The sequence below is a fragment of the Staphylococcus sp. AC872 genome, from assembly GCF_979255425.1.
Window position 1 is genome coordinate 246,406 of record NZ_CEEDKW010000001.1, and the last position, 12,502, is coordinate 258,907.

Genomic DNA, 12,502 nt, shown 5'->3' on the forward strand with positions numbered 1-12,502 from the left:
TTCTGCAAATCGTAATAATTACTATTTACATTTTTGAAACTTTCCGCCATAATATAAACAGATAAAGGAGGTCATATTATGAAAACAGATGTACAAACCGCACGACGTAATTTGAACAGTCCCAATATAAAAACAAGAAAACGTGCTTTGAAAATTATCAAACAACATAAAAGAGCAAAGTAATCCTTCCCTATTTCAATATATACATTTACAAGAAAGATGATACTTTCATTTGATGCAAAACATCATATTGCTAGACATCATTAATTCACATTAATATTACTCCACAAAAAAGGTCACCTATTGATGCAAGCATCAACACGTGACCTTTTATTTTTGACTATAAATAGTATTTGTCTTTCACTTCTAAATCATCTGTTAATTCGTATACTAATGGTGCTCCTGTTTTAATTTCATAACCGATAATGTCTTCATCTGATACATTCTCTAAATACTTGATTAGTGCTCGGATTGAATTACCATGTGCTGAAACTAATACAGTTTTATCATCTAATAAATGTTGAGAAATTTGGTCTGTCCAAATCGGTACCACACGTTCTAACGTATCTTTCAAACTTTCAGAATACGGCATCATTCTATGATCTAAATGACGGTATCTTCTATTTTTCAAATATTCATTACGTTGTTCTTCACTTTCTGCAGGCGGTTGAATATCGTAAGAACGTCGCCATTGATGAACTTGTTCTTCACCAAATTGTTGTCTTGCATCATCTTTATTTAATCCTTGCAACGCACCATAGTGACGTTCATTTAAGCGCCAGCTTTTATATACTGGAATCCATTGTTGTTTTGATTGTGCTAAGATATACTGCGTTGTTTCCAATGCGCGTGTTAATAATGAAGTAAAGGCAACATCTATTTCTAACTGATTCTCTAATACTTTCTTACCTGCTGCAGTTGCTTCTTCAATACCTTGCTCAGATAAGTTAACATCTGCCCATCCTGTAAATAAATTTTTCGCATTCCATTCACTTTGACCATGACGACATAGAATTAATTTTGGCATCATTTAACACCTTCCTATTTATATAACAAACTATCTTGAAGGATAGTTGATATGTATATTCAATTAAAAAAACTCGTTTAATAAATCGATTTATTAAATTTTATATCTTCATTATAGAACTACCATATAAAATTTCAATCATTTACAGTTGCTATTTTGTTGTCATTTTTTGACATATTTTTATTTCTATTGCAATGAATGTATTCTCACTAACATGTATGTCATCATTTTTTTATTTTCATGTAACCTACGCAAACAATTGAGGTGTTATAGTATGCATTACATCTTTAGAACATCATAAATTCAAATGATACATTCAGACTCATATCCTTGGGGGATATCAATTTAAGTCGAATATTATTCACTAACTAAAGGAGTTAACTATAATGAAAAAATCTATTTTAGCAATTATCGCTACAATTTCTATAGGTGCTACAGGTATGGAAGCACATCAAGCTCATGCAGCTGAAAACAACCAATCGTCACAACAAAGTTATTCAGAAAGTAATGAATCTACAAGTAGTGTTTATCAAGAGTTCATAGATGCAGGCGGTACTAAAGCATTGTGGGACAGTATTGTTATACCAGAATCAGGTGGTAATCCTAATGCATCAAACGGACAATATCATGGTTTAGGTCAAACGAACCAATCTTGGGGCTATGGTTCCGTTGAAAACCAAACTAAAGGTATGATTAATTATGCTAAAGAACGTTACGGCTCAATCGATAAAGCTATTTCATTCAGAGAAGCTAACGGTTATTGGTAAGCTGTATATATTAAAAAAGCGTCGAATAGAATCTTAATTGATACTATTCGACGCTTTTACTATATTATTTTATTGGTGTGATTGATGTATTTCATTTTCAGTAGCTTCATCTATTTTCGGTTCAGGATGTACATATACTGATGATATACCTTTCTCATGAAGATGTGATTCAACTTTATCACAAATTAAATGTGCTTCATTAATAGATAAATTAGGTTCAACTACAATAGTCACATCTAAAAAGATACTACTACCATGATAACGTCCTTTAATACTTCGAATGTCTAGCACGTCATCCACTTCTAAAATATCATTACGATATTCTTCTAAATCCTTTTCATTAAAACCATCACTTAATGTAAAGATAGATTCTTTAAATATTCCAAAGCCAGTATATATAATTAATAAACCTAATATTGTTGCTAAAACAATATCAATAATAGGAAATCCGATTTGTGTAAATACCAAACCTACTGCAGTACCAATACTGACTAAGCTATCTGATAGATTATCTTTAGCAGCAGATTTTAACGAACTACTATTTGTTTTCTTTGCTAATTTATGATTAATGACATAAACGCCAAGCATGATGAGACCACTGACAATACTAACTAGAATTGTAATCGGACTTGGTACATGTTTATCATGGGTTAATAATCGAGGTGCATTTTCAATGACAACTTGTATCCCCACAAACATAATAATAAATGATACTAATAATGTTGAGATATTTTCAGACTTTAAATGACCATATGGATGATTTTTATCTGCTGGTTTAATAGAAATTTTCAGTCCAACAATAACAGCAATAGAGACCACTATATCTGTCATATTATTCAATGCGTCCGCTCTGACTGCTGCAGAATTATATATAAATCCTGTCACGTATTTAGCTATTGAAAGAATAATATAAACAACTAAACTTAGATATGCCCCACGTTGTGCAATTTTCAAATTTTCATTTTGAGACATGACAATAGACCACCTTGATTTCCTTTAGTAATCATAGTATGAATCATAAAAAATGTTTTTACAACGTTTTTTAATTTCTATATTTTTTATATAATTAAGCTAATTATTTTTTTAGATTTGCCTAAAAATCAACCTGCTAATCGCTAAGAAAAAAAGTACTTTTTCAACTCAATTTCAAATTAAAAACCCATCAATTTATATTTGATCACATAAAAAATCTCACAAATGATATTCACTACTCATTTGCGAGATTATAATGTTATGCATGATTGAAATAATGATGATTACTCAAACGTCAATCTTTTAAAATCCATTTTGATAATATGAATGTAATAGGTATCGTAATGATCAAGCCAGCGAATGGTGCAATTTCTGATGGTATATTGAACCACTGTACAAATACATATAACAATACAGTCTGCATTCCCATATTAACGACTTGTGTCAAAGGGAAGCTAATAAATTTACGTAGTGTAGGTTTAACTTTATATACAAAGTAACAATTTAAATAGTAAGAAATGATAAAGCTTACTAAAAAGCCAGTAACATGACTAACTAAATAATTTACATTTAAAAGTTTTAGTAAGAGTAAATACACTACATAATAATTAAATGTATTCACCCCGCCTACAATAATAAATTTTATTATCTCAAAGTGCGTTTGAGTCAATTTCATACTTAATCTCCTTCAAGTTTTGCCATGTTCGATCCATACGGTACAATTTTCAATTTAACATTCTGTGGTATATCATAATATATTTTAAATAAATTGTGTTGTATATCATTGCGAGGCGTTGCTTTTTTAAGCATATTTTCAAACGGCAACTTCTCAAGTACGACCACATGTTTAATATGTTGTGTATCTAATTGATGTTCAATAGAATTTAACCGTTGTATATGTGTAAAATATATCATACTAAAAGTCACAATAAATATCATAGATAATCCTAATGCTAGTGCTCTTATCCCAATATGTAACGATTTCATATTAATTCTGCTCTGAGTCATTAATAGTAGTAAATACAAGGCCCATAATATATAAATAGTATAGAAGTTACCTGCCGTTATCGGAGACACTACAAGTAATGGCACAGTGACTAATAATATAGATCCAAGTGTATAGTAACCTAACATTCTCATAAACTGTGCTTTAAAAATGATATAAGTTGCAATAAATAACGCAATGTAGAACCATCCACAAATCATGAAATTTAATAAAGCGACACTGAGTGACCCTTTTAATTTATAAAATTGAAGAAAATCATATATAAAGAATTTATAGAAAGGCAAAATAGCGATACTGACTACCAAAACTACTTTCCAACGTAATATCCAATGATTGAAAAAGGTATTTTTAAATAATAAATATATTGTTATAAACGCAATCACGGTTAATATTAAATATTGATTAATGAAAATATATTCCGGTAATTCCTTAAATATAGTATGTAATATCTTATGTTTCAAACCTTGATTATCTGAGAACCGTAAATATTCGTTGCCACCTCTGTAAATACTGATATATATCGGGTTAATAAACATGAGCATACCGCCTATTAAACTTAACATAAAGCCCATGATTAAATAATAATTGATATGTCGATTTCGAATGACAAAGATGACATTCCCAACAATCAAAATCAACATATTATAAAGTGTTAAATTTTCAACAAACAATTGCCCTATTAAAGTGGATATTAAAAACAAACTTATCCACGTAGTATTGAGTTCTTCCCATTTATATATAGATACTACAACTACAAATAATATCAATATCGATAACACTGTACTAGGTACATAACTAAAGAAACCTGCGAAGTTACCATACGTATCTCTATAAATGATTCTTGGCATCATTAAAATGACTATAAACGCAATGATAATATACGTTCTACGTTGATATTTGCCAGTCATGATAACTAATAAATAGACCATACTCATTGATATACCGGCATAGAGAACATATCTTAAAACACTGATTTTCATAGCTATTAATTCTAATAAGTTATCTAAGTATCTCCCATTCGTGTATTCAATCAGTCCTTTATACACCGTTAAATTATGTGCAATTGCCCATTTGAAATCATCTCCTGACAAAGGTGTTAGAATACTAATTAATAAATAAAAAAGAAAAATGAAAGTACACCATACGTATAATTCATTCAATTTAAAGTTGATCTTGTTGTTCATGTCTAAGTTGTTCACCTTACCTATATAAATATTACGCTATATTATTATACTATTATAAATTATATTTTCCATATATAATGTTGTATCTTTCATCCATGATTAATTGATCACTGATAATGTTTTATCTTTTGTTTTCAAGTTGACTCTTTTACAATAAAGATAATCAAATCGATGAGGAAGTGTCGTCCAATGAAAATAGTCATCGCACCAGATTCATTTAAAGAGAGTATGTCCGCAAAAGAAGCAGCGGAAGCGATACAAGAAGGATTTTCCACAATATTATCACCAACCATTGAATATGATTTAATTCCCATGGCTGATGGTGGCGAAGGTACAACTGAAGCCTTGATGGATGCTTTAAACGCTAAAATAATAACAACAACCGTAAAAGATCCACTCTACCGAGACATTAACGCTAATTATGCTTACGCACCACAGCAAAAGATAGCAATAATAGAAATGGCCGCTGCATCCGGCTTAGATTTGTTATCAAATGAAGAACGAAATCCATTGAAAACCACGTCTTTCGGAACTGGGCAGCTTATTAATCATGCTTTAGATCAAGGTGCTCAAAAAGTTATACTTGGTATTGGTGGCAGCGCTACGAATGATGGCGGCGCAGGCATGTTACAAGCATTAGGCGTAAAATTTACAGACACCAATGGTCACTCTATTGAACCAGGCGGAATACATCTTCTTGATATCCAAACCATTGATACAACACAGTTAAATTCAAAATTAAAAAACATAGATATGAAAGTAGCTTGTGATGTGACTAATCCATTATTAGGTGATAATGGTGCTACCATGATATACAGTCCACAAAAAGGCGCCACAACAAAGATGATACCAAAGTTGGATACCGCTCTAAGCCATTATCATGATAAGATAAAATTACAACTAGATAAAGATGTTAAAGACATACCTGGTGCAGGCGCAGCTGGTGGCATGGGCACAGCCTTATTAGCATTCTTGGACGCTCAATTATCTAAAGGTATTGATGTGGTTTTAGAAGAAACACATTTCAAATCTAGAATTAAAGATGCAGACTTAGTCATTACAGGTGAAGGCAAATTAGATTACCAAACGATTTTCGGTAAAACGCCAATTGGTGTTGCTCAAGTTGCTAAGCAATTCAATCTACCTGTTATAGCCATTGGTGGTAGTTTGGGCGAGCGATACGAAGCAGTCTATGATCACGGTATAGATAGTGTCTTGAGTATCATGAATCAACCTATGGATCTACAATACGCACTGGATAATGGACCTACCCTTTTAAGTCAAACTGCACACAATATCGCCCGTTTATTAAAATTAAACATGTCTTTTGATTCATAAATAAGCTAACCCAATAATGATGAGGTGAATGAAATGAAGAGAACTGATAAGTATAAAGAATCGTATCGTTATGATGACCAATACCAAAATCATCGTAGCCAAAGTGAAGAACGTGAATACAGAAATCAAAGTCAATATCGTGATCAAAATGAATTTAACGATCCAGAACAACACCCTGAACGCTATTACAATGGTAGAGATTATAGAAGAGAACAAGAGTTACAAGAAGAAAACCAAAAAACACGTAAATCTAAAAAATGGTTAATCGCTATTATCGTTATATTATTAATTATCGTGGCTATTTTCGTAACGAGAGCAGTGTTAAATCACAACAATAACAAAGTAAATAACGACCCTAACGTCTCTCAAAACTATAAAAAAGAAGTCGAAAATCAAGACGACGATATTAATAAACAAGTGGATACAGCTAAAAACGAAATTAAACAAAATAAAAATAGTCAAACTCAAATTAATCAATTACAACAACAAATTAATAACTTAAAACAAAAAGAAGAAACTAATGCAGATTCAAAACTCACACAATTTTATCAAGACCAAATCGATAAATTAAAAAATGCAAATAATGCACAACAAAACAACGAGAACCAAAACAAAGTAGATAGCATGCTACAAGACATCAATACAAAATTTGATAGCATTAAATCTAAAATTGACGAACTCCTTAATGGTTCCGGTAATTCAAATAATCAACAACAATAGTCATCAACCATTTTGTATGACTTTTATTTTCAAAAGCATTCCCTAAGTTGAGCTCAACGACTCCTCTTATGGGGATGCTTTTTATATCTTAAAATAGTTTATTTCGCGAAGAGTTTATAATAGAAATAATGCTATTTTTCTTCTAAGATAGTAATTTATACAAATACATAAAAATTTAAATTACTACATACAAATATGGTCAAAACATATATAATTTGTTCTATAACTTCTTTAAAAGGAGAATGATTATGCAAAATACAAGTGCCAAGCACTTCCCTTTCATATTAATTATCATTTTCGGTGTAATGACTACCTTTGGTCCTTTATCGATTGATATGTATTCACCATCGTTACCGAATGTGCAACATGCTTTTAGTTCAACGACATCTGAAATTCAATTAACGATTTCTTTTGCAATGATTGGCTTAGCACTTGGACAATTTTTCTTTGGTCCGTTATCAGATGCATTCGGTCGAAAAAAAATTGCTTTAACGATTTTAGTTATTTATATGCTTGCATCCTTAATTGCGGTATTTACGACAGACTTATATTTCTTTCTATTTTTAAGATTGATTCAAGGTTTAACAGCAGGTGGCTCTATTGTTATTGCGAAAGCATCTATCGGAGATAAATTTAGCGGTGATGAAATGGCTAAGTTTTTAACGTCACTTATGGTTGTTAATGGGATTATTACTATCATTGCACCATTACTCGGTGGATTCGCTCTAACTATATCTACTTGGAGAAGTATCTTTGTCATTCTGACAATTATCACAATCATCGTCATTATTGGCGTATTGATGAAAATGCCATCAACAGATCAATCCGAACGTAAAACATTAAACTATGGACGTATATTTAAAGATTTTGGCCAATTGTTAAAGAAACCATCATTTGTGATTCCAATGTTGTTACAAGGATTAACTTATGTCATGTTGTTTAGTTATTCAGCTGCGTCACCTTTTATTGCACAAAAAATTTATAGCTTATCACCACAACAATTTAGTGTGATTTTAGCAATCAATGGAATTGGCTTAATTCTAGTAAGTCAAATTGTGGCACTATTAGTTGAACGGTTGAGTCGATACACGTTATTAATCTATTTAACACTAATCCAAATCATTGGGGTCGTATTGATTATTTTAACGTTAACAATGCATTGGCCTATTTGGATGCTAATCATCGCCTTCTTCTTAAATATAAGCCCGGTTACGTCTATCGGACCGTTAGGCTTTGCACTCGCTATGGAAGAACGAACTGGTGGTAGTGGCAATGCTTCAAGTTTATTAGGCTTATTCCAATTTATTTTAGGCGGTGTGATTTCACCATTAGTTGGTCTTAAAGGCCAATTTGACGCTTCACCATACCTAGTAATCATTTCAGTAACGGCAATATTATTAGTCATATTACAAGTCATTTATTTCAAACTTAATCCAACTAAATATCGTTCATAAAATAAAAAACGCAAGTGTGATGATAACAGACCTAAAAGTCTGAAAACATCTAACACTTGCGCTTTTTTATGATTTATTTTGTTCTATGGGTAACCAAATTTCAGTAATATAATTGTCGTCTTGCGTATCGCCTTCAGGATACAATTCGAAAAACGGTGCACGCTTTAACTGAATATTCTCAGTTGGAATCAATTCCTGATGAATTTGACACATCGCTTGTCTAATGGATTGAGGTACTTTCCCTTTCGCATTGACCACAAGATAATCATTATCCTCTAGTTGATACGTTTCTAAACCGTCGTTTGGATTGGTCTCACAAGACACCCCAATCATATAATTCATTTTACCATCTTGTTGTGGTAAACAAAGACCAAGCAATCCATTAAGTGCTAGGTCACTTTTTTCTGCAAGTCTACGATCTAATCCCATAGACGTCACATCTTCCCAAAAATCAGGAATATTACTTTGAGCATGACCGCCACTTTTAAATTGACGTGTCACGCCAATAATATGTGTCGCTTTCATACTTTTAATTTGATAATCCATCTTTGACTCCCCTTAAAAATTTCTACTCCCATTTATTTATAACCTATCTTGGGATTGAATAACATTAAAATGATTATTTCTAAACATATCATTATCCAAAAAATGGTGCACGGTATATAATATTGAATATTATTTAAAGTGTATTTAAGTCGAAGGAGATTAACGATGAACCAAACTATTTTACCTGTTAAACCGATGAGTCAGTTATTTCCAATACCAATGATTATGGGCTGTGAAGGCGTATCAGCGTCTATGATGCTTCACTATAATGAACAACCTGTTAAAGCTACAGACATTATGAAAAATTGGCCCACCCACCCAAACAATCCATATAAAGGTTATGTTGGTCATCATTTACTTGTTAAATTTGGCTATCACCAAACCATTTTCCCAAAAGCCTATGTTCCGTTTTTACAAAAATACAACTCACATATCATTGACGGCACAGGTACTAGCTTGGCTGAATTAGAAAAGATCATTGATAAACGACAACCTATTGTGATTTATCATACGAGTTTAGGTGCTCGACCAATGCGTCGTAGCTTCAAATTTGATGGTCGTAAAATTCGTCTGGTTTCGAATATCCATGTCACATTACTAATTGGCTATGATGATCAACACTATTATTATATAGACCCACTATGGAGTCATATAAAGAAAGGTGTTATTGTTCCAGCTATCTTCCCTAATCAAAAACAAATCATTAAAATTAAGAAATCTAAAATGGAACGCAGTTTTAATGCCCCAGGGCGCATGTGTTTATACGTTGATCCTAAATAATCAATATCAAAAACACTTCGCTAACACCCACTATTATTTTGAGTGTTAGCGATTTTTAAATGATAAAGTCCATTAGTGCATGATTCATTTCCTGAGAAATATCATCTGTACGCCATTGACGTTGATATCCTAAACATGGACATAAATAGTGTATACCCTTATCTATCAAAGTTTTTCTAAAATGAACGTGCCCCATAATACTATATTGAATATTGTTAGTTTGGTATATATGATTGAAGTCTTTGGTTCCGATATAAGCATTAAAAAAATCAAAAATACGATGTGGTGTTGGCACTACGAAAGCAGGATGTGTAACAACATGTGTTACTAAAATAATCTTACGTGTGCCAACTTGTTCTATATCCGATTCTACTTGTTGCGCCGCTTGTAATGACAAATCTTTATCCGTCATATCACAATCCATTCTCACTTTATCTTGCCAAGTTGCACCATAATGTTTACCTCGTTCTAATTTCTCGAATGAAAATTGGTCATTAGCAAATGAGTAATCATACCATCCTGTATGCCCCACTATTGCCCAATCATCATTAATAATATACGGTTGTTTAATCAAACACGTGTCTTGTTGTGTATAAATGTCGAAAATGTCTTGTGAACTTTTATCTGTACCATCAGACCATAAATCATGATTCCCAGGTACAAATAATATTGGGATATTTAGCGTTTCTTTTAAGTCATTGATAAATTGAATCACTTGTCGATAGTCATTTGAAATGTCACCTGCAATGACGAGTAACTCTATATTTCTTTTGATTACCACATCAACTAAACTATCCAAATAATGTTGCACGGTTAATTTGGGGTGTCGATCAACATGTAAATCTGAAATCGCACCTATTCTCATTTTACATTCCTTCTTCACATATTATTTATCATTGTTAATCATTATTACATATCTCTTTTTTGATTCAAAAAACTATGATTGATAATCATTATCACCATATCATTTCAAAAATTATTATTTTATCTTTATAATAGTTATGTTTTCGAAAATTAATTACTATTGAAAGTACCCCTATTTAACAGAATTATGTGATTATTCAAAAAAGTCATAAGTAATATTTATCATACAAAGCCTAATAAATGTATTTACTTATATTTTGAAAATTAATTGCTTTATTACAACTATTTCTATAGTATTAATAAAAAGAAAACGCTTTCACAAAAATGTTTATTTTGCTTTCCTGAGGAGGAACATTATGGCAAGACAACTACATAGAGAGTTGAATAACAGACATATCCAATTAATTGCAATTGGGGGTGCAATTGGTACGGGGCTATTCCTAGGTTCTGGACAGACGATTTCACTTACAGGACCTTCTCTGTTATTCACATATATGATTATCGGAATGATACTTTTTGCTTTTATGCGTGCTTTAGGGGAATTATTATTAAGTAATACGAAATTCAATTCATTTGTTGATATAGCCAATGAATACATCGGACCTTTCGGTGGTTTCGTGATTGGTTGGACTTATTGGATTTGTTGGATTGTTTCGAGTATGTCTGACTTAACAGCAATGGGACAATATTTCGCCTTTTGGTATCCACAAGTACCTCACTGGCTAACAGTATTATTCATTGTATTAATTTTAATTTCGTTTAACTTACTCGGTGCAAGACTATTTGGAGAATTAGAGTTCTGGTTCTCAATTATTAAAGTAGTTACAATTGTCGCTATGGTTATTGTAGGTTTAGTATTGATATTCTTTTCTTTCAAAACACATTACGGGCATGCATCATTTACTAACCTAGTTAAACATGGCGGTATGTTCCCACATGGTGCATTTGGGTTCTTAATGTCATTCCAAATTGCTGTGTACTCATTTATAGGTATAGAATTAATTGGGGTTACAGCTGGGGAAACAAAAGATCCTCAGAAAACGATTCCTAAAGCTATCAATAACGTACCTATTCGTATTTTATTATTCTATATTGGTGGACTACTCGTTATCATGTCTGTCATTCCATGGAATGGTATCGATCCAGATAGCAGTCCATTCGTGAAATTATTTACATTGATTGGTATTCCATTTGCCGCTGGTATTGTTAACTTCGTAGTATTAACAGCTGCCGCTTCTGCGACAAATAGTGGTATTTATTCAAACAGTCGTATTCTATTCGGCTTATCTAAACAAGGTCTAGGACCAAAAGTGTTAAGTAAAACCAATTCAAATGGTGTTCCTTACTTATCAATGTTCGTGTCATCATTTACTTTATTGGTCGCAGCACTACTTAACTTTATCTTTCCAGATGCCATTCAATTATTTATATATGTCACTACGCTATCGACAGTATTGTTCTTAGTTGTATGGGCAATGATTATTGTTTCTTATATCATTTATGTTAAAAAGAATCCACAAGAACATAAAGATAATAAGTTTAAATTGATTGGAGGACAAGCTACAGCATACGTTGTATTAGCATTCTTTGCATTTGTTTTCATTTTATTATTCTTTAGTGATGATACTAGAGCTGCTATCTTTATTTCACCATTCTGGTTCATCTTCTTATACTTCTACTATAAAAAGTATAAAAATAACGCTAAAGACTTAGCTGAAAAACAGCGCTTATCTGATCAAAAACACGTAGAAAACACATAATAATTATATTATTATAAGGTATAATCGATTTTGTCGATTATACCTTTTTTTGTCTAATTTGTTTAAATTGTAAATGTGAAAATA

General features: G+C 31.8%; 13 protein-coding genes. 7 read left to right on the forward strand and 6 right to left on the reverse strand.

What is annotated here, in order from left to right; genetic code table 11:
- The first annotated feature begins 78 nt into the window (after nucleotides 1–78).
- Nucleotides 79–183, forward strand: coding sequence for a putative metal homeostasis protein (locus tag ACZ267_RS01310; protein ID WP_047211045.1), 105 nt, complete (start codon nucleotides 79–81; stop codon nucleotides 181–183).
- Between the two features lie 157 nt (nucleotides 184–340).
- On the opposite strand, the gene ACZ267_RS01315 is transcribed toward ACZ267_RS01310, so the two are convergent.
- On the reverse strand, nucleotides 341–1,027 hold the full coding sequence (locus ACZ267_RS01315; RefSeq protein WP_002466650.1) for a 2,3-diphosphoglycerate-dependent phosphoglycerate mutase: 687 nt from the start codon (nucleotides 1,025–1,027) through the stop codon (nucleotides 341–343).
- Between the two features lie 386 nt (nucleotides 1,028–1,413).
- Between ACZ267_RS01315 and ACZ267_RS01320 the strand changes: the two genes are divergently transcribed.
- Nucleotides 1,414–1,794: an aggregation-promoting factor C-terminal-like domain-containing protein gene (locus ACZ267_RS01320; protein WP_002466656.1), complete on the forward strand. Its 381-nt coding sequence runs from the start codon at nucleotides 1,414–1,416 to the stop codon at nucleotides 1,792–1,794.
- Between the two features lie 69 nt (nucleotides 1,795–1,863).
- Here ACZ267_RS01320 and ACZ267_RS01325 read toward each other — a convergent pair whose 3' ends face one another.
- The 3 genes from ACZ267_RS01325 to ACZ267_RS01335 form a co-directional block, all read right to left on the reverse strand.
- Nucleotides 1,864–2,766 carry a cation diffusion facilitator family transporter gene (locus ACZ267_RS01325; protein WP_047211046.1) on the reverse strand — a complete coding sequence of 301 codons (903 nt, stop codon included), beginning with the start codon at nucleotides 2,764–2,766 and terminating at the stop codon, nucleotides 1,864–1,866.
- 295 nt (nucleotides 2,767–3,061) lie between these two features.
- Nucleotides 3,062–3,442 carry a GtrA family protein gene (locus ACZ267_RS01330; RefSeq protein ID WP_002466655.1) on the reverse strand — a complete coding sequence of 127 codons (381 nt, stop codon included), beginning with the start codon at nucleotides 3,440–3,442 and terminating at the stop codon, nucleotides 3,062–3,064.
- A 2-nt stretch (nucleotides 3,443–3,444) separates the two neighbouring features.
- Nucleotides 3,445–4,956, reverse strand: a complete 1,512-nt coding sequence (locus tag ACZ267_RS01335; protein WP_058714567.1) for a hypothetical protein — start codon at nucleotides 4,954–4,956, stop codon at nucleotides 3,445–3,447.
- A gap of 189 nt (nucleotides 4,957–5,145) precedes the next feature.
- Here ACZ267_RS01335 and ACZ267_RS01340 point away from each other — a divergent pair, with 189 nt between their 5' ends.
- The 3 genes from ACZ267_RS01340 (at nucleotide 5,146) to ACZ267_RS01350 (ending at nucleotide 8,468) form a co-directional block, all read left to right on the forward strand.
- Nucleotides 5,146–6,294, forward strand: a complete 1,149-nt coding sequence (locus ACZ267_RS01340) for a glycerate kinase (protein ID WP_047211048.1) — start codon at nucleotides 5,146–5,148, stop codon at nucleotides 6,292–6,294.
- A 33-nt stretch (nucleotides 6,295–6,327) separates the two neighbouring features.
- Nucleotides 6,328–7,014: a hypothetical protein gene (locus tag ACZ267_RS01345; RefSeq protein ID WP_047211049.1), complete on the forward strand. Its 687-nt coding sequence runs from the start codon at nucleotides 6,328–6,330 to the stop codon at nucleotides 7,012–7,014.
- A 248-nt stretch (nucleotides 7,015–7,262) separates the two neighbouring features.
- Nucleotides 7,263–8,468: a multidrug effflux MFS transporter gene (locus ACZ267_RS01350; RefSeq protein WP_047211050.1), complete on the forward strand. Its 1,206-nt coding sequence runs from the start codon at nucleotides 7,263–7,265 to the stop codon at nucleotides 8,466–8,468.
- 66 nt (nucleotides 8,469–8,534) lie between these two features.
- Here the strand turns inward: ACZ267_RS01350 and ACZ267_RS01355 are convergent, their stop codons facing one another.
- Nucleotides 8,535–9,014: a GyrI-like domain-containing protein gene (locus ACZ267_RS01355; protein ID WP_079448973.1), complete on the reverse strand. Its 480-nt coding sequence runs from the start codon at nucleotides 9,012–9,014 to the stop codon at nucleotides 8,535–8,537.
- Between the two features lie 165 nt (nucleotides 9,015–9,179).
- Here ACZ267_RS01355 and ACZ267_RS01360 point away from each other — a divergent pair, with 165 nt between their 5' ends.
- Complete coding sequence (locus ACZ267_RS01360) at nucleotides 9,180–9,794, forward strand: C39 family peptidase (RefSeq protein WP_015364716.1); 615 nt, start codon at nucleotides 9,180–9,182, stop codon at nucleotides 9,792–9,794.
- A gap of 55 nt (nucleotides 9,795–9,849) precedes the next feature.
- Here ACZ267_RS01360 and ACZ267_RS01365 read toward each other — a convergent pair whose 3' ends face one another.
- The gene (locus tag ACZ267_RS01365; protein WP_047211051.1) at nucleotides 9,850–10,659 is read right to left on the reverse strand and encodes a metallophosphoesterase; all 810 of its coding nucleotides are present in this window, start codon (nucleotides 10,657–10,659) and stop codon (nucleotides 9,850–9,852) included.
- A 355-nt stretch (nucleotides 10,660–11,014) separates the two neighbouring features.
- Here ACZ267_RS01365 and ACZ267_RS01370 point away from each other — a divergent pair, with 355 nt between their 5' ends.
- Entirely contained in the window at nucleotides 11,015–12,418 is a 1,404-nt protein-coding gene (locus tag ACZ267_RS01370; protein ID WP_047211052.1) for an amino acid permease, read from the forward strand.
- Nucleotides 12,419–12,502: the final 84 nt, after the last annotated feature.

Excerpts from the sequence above, each read along its gene's own strand:
- ACZ267_RS01310 (WP_047211045.1), top strand. The coding sequence starts at position 79 with ATGAAAACAGATGTACAAACCGCACGACGTAATTTGAACAGTCCCAAT.
- ACZ267_RS01315 (WP_002466650.1), bottom strand. The coding sequence starts at position 1,027 with ATGCCAAAATTAATTCTATGTCGTCATGGTCAAAGTGAATGGAATGCG.
- ACZ267_RS01320 (WP_002466656.1), top strand. The coding sequence starts at position 1,414 with ATGAAAAAATCTATTTTAGCAATTATCGCTACAATTTCTATAGGTGCT.
- ACZ267_RS01325 (WP_047211046.1), bottom strand. The coding sequence starts at position 2,766 with ATGTCTCAAAATGAAAATTTGAAAATTGCACAACGTGGGGCATATCTA.
- ACZ267_RS01330 (WP_002466655.1), bottom strand. The coding sequence starts at position 3,442 with ATGAAATTGACTCAAACGCACTTTGAGATAATAAAATTTATTATTGTA.
- ACZ267_RS01335 (WP_058714567.1), bottom strand. The coding sequence starts at position 4,956 with ATGAACAACAAGATCAACTTTAAATTGAATGAATTATACGTATGGTGT.
- ACZ267_RS01340 (WP_047211048.1), top strand. The coding sequence starts at position 5,146 with ATGAAAATAGTCATCGCACCAGATTCATTTAAAGAGAGTATGTCCGCA.
- ACZ267_RS01345 (WP_047211049.1), top strand. The coding sequence starts at position 6,328 with ATGAAGAGAACTGATAAGTATAAAGAATCGTATCGTTATGATGACCAA.
- ACZ267_RS01350 (WP_047211050.1), top strand. The coding sequence starts at position 7,263 with ATGCAAAATACAAGTGCCAAGCACTTCCCTTTCATATTAATTATCATT.
- ACZ267_RS01355 (WP_079448973.1), bottom strand. The coding sequence starts at position 9,014 with ATGGATTATCAAATTAAAAGTATGAAAGCGACACATATTATTGGCGTG.
- ACZ267_RS01360 (WP_015364716.1), top strand. The coding sequence starts at position 9,180 with ATGAACCAAACTATTTTACCTGTTAAACCGATGAGTCAGTTATTTCCA.
- ACZ267_RS01365 (WP_047211051.1), bottom strand. The coding sequence starts at position 10,659 with ATGAGAATAGGTGCGATTTCAGATTTACATGTTGATCGACACCCCAAA.
- ACZ267_RS01370 (WP_047211052.1), top strand. The coding sequence starts at position 11,015 with ATGGCAAGACAACTACATAGAGAGTTGAATAACAGACATATCCAATTA.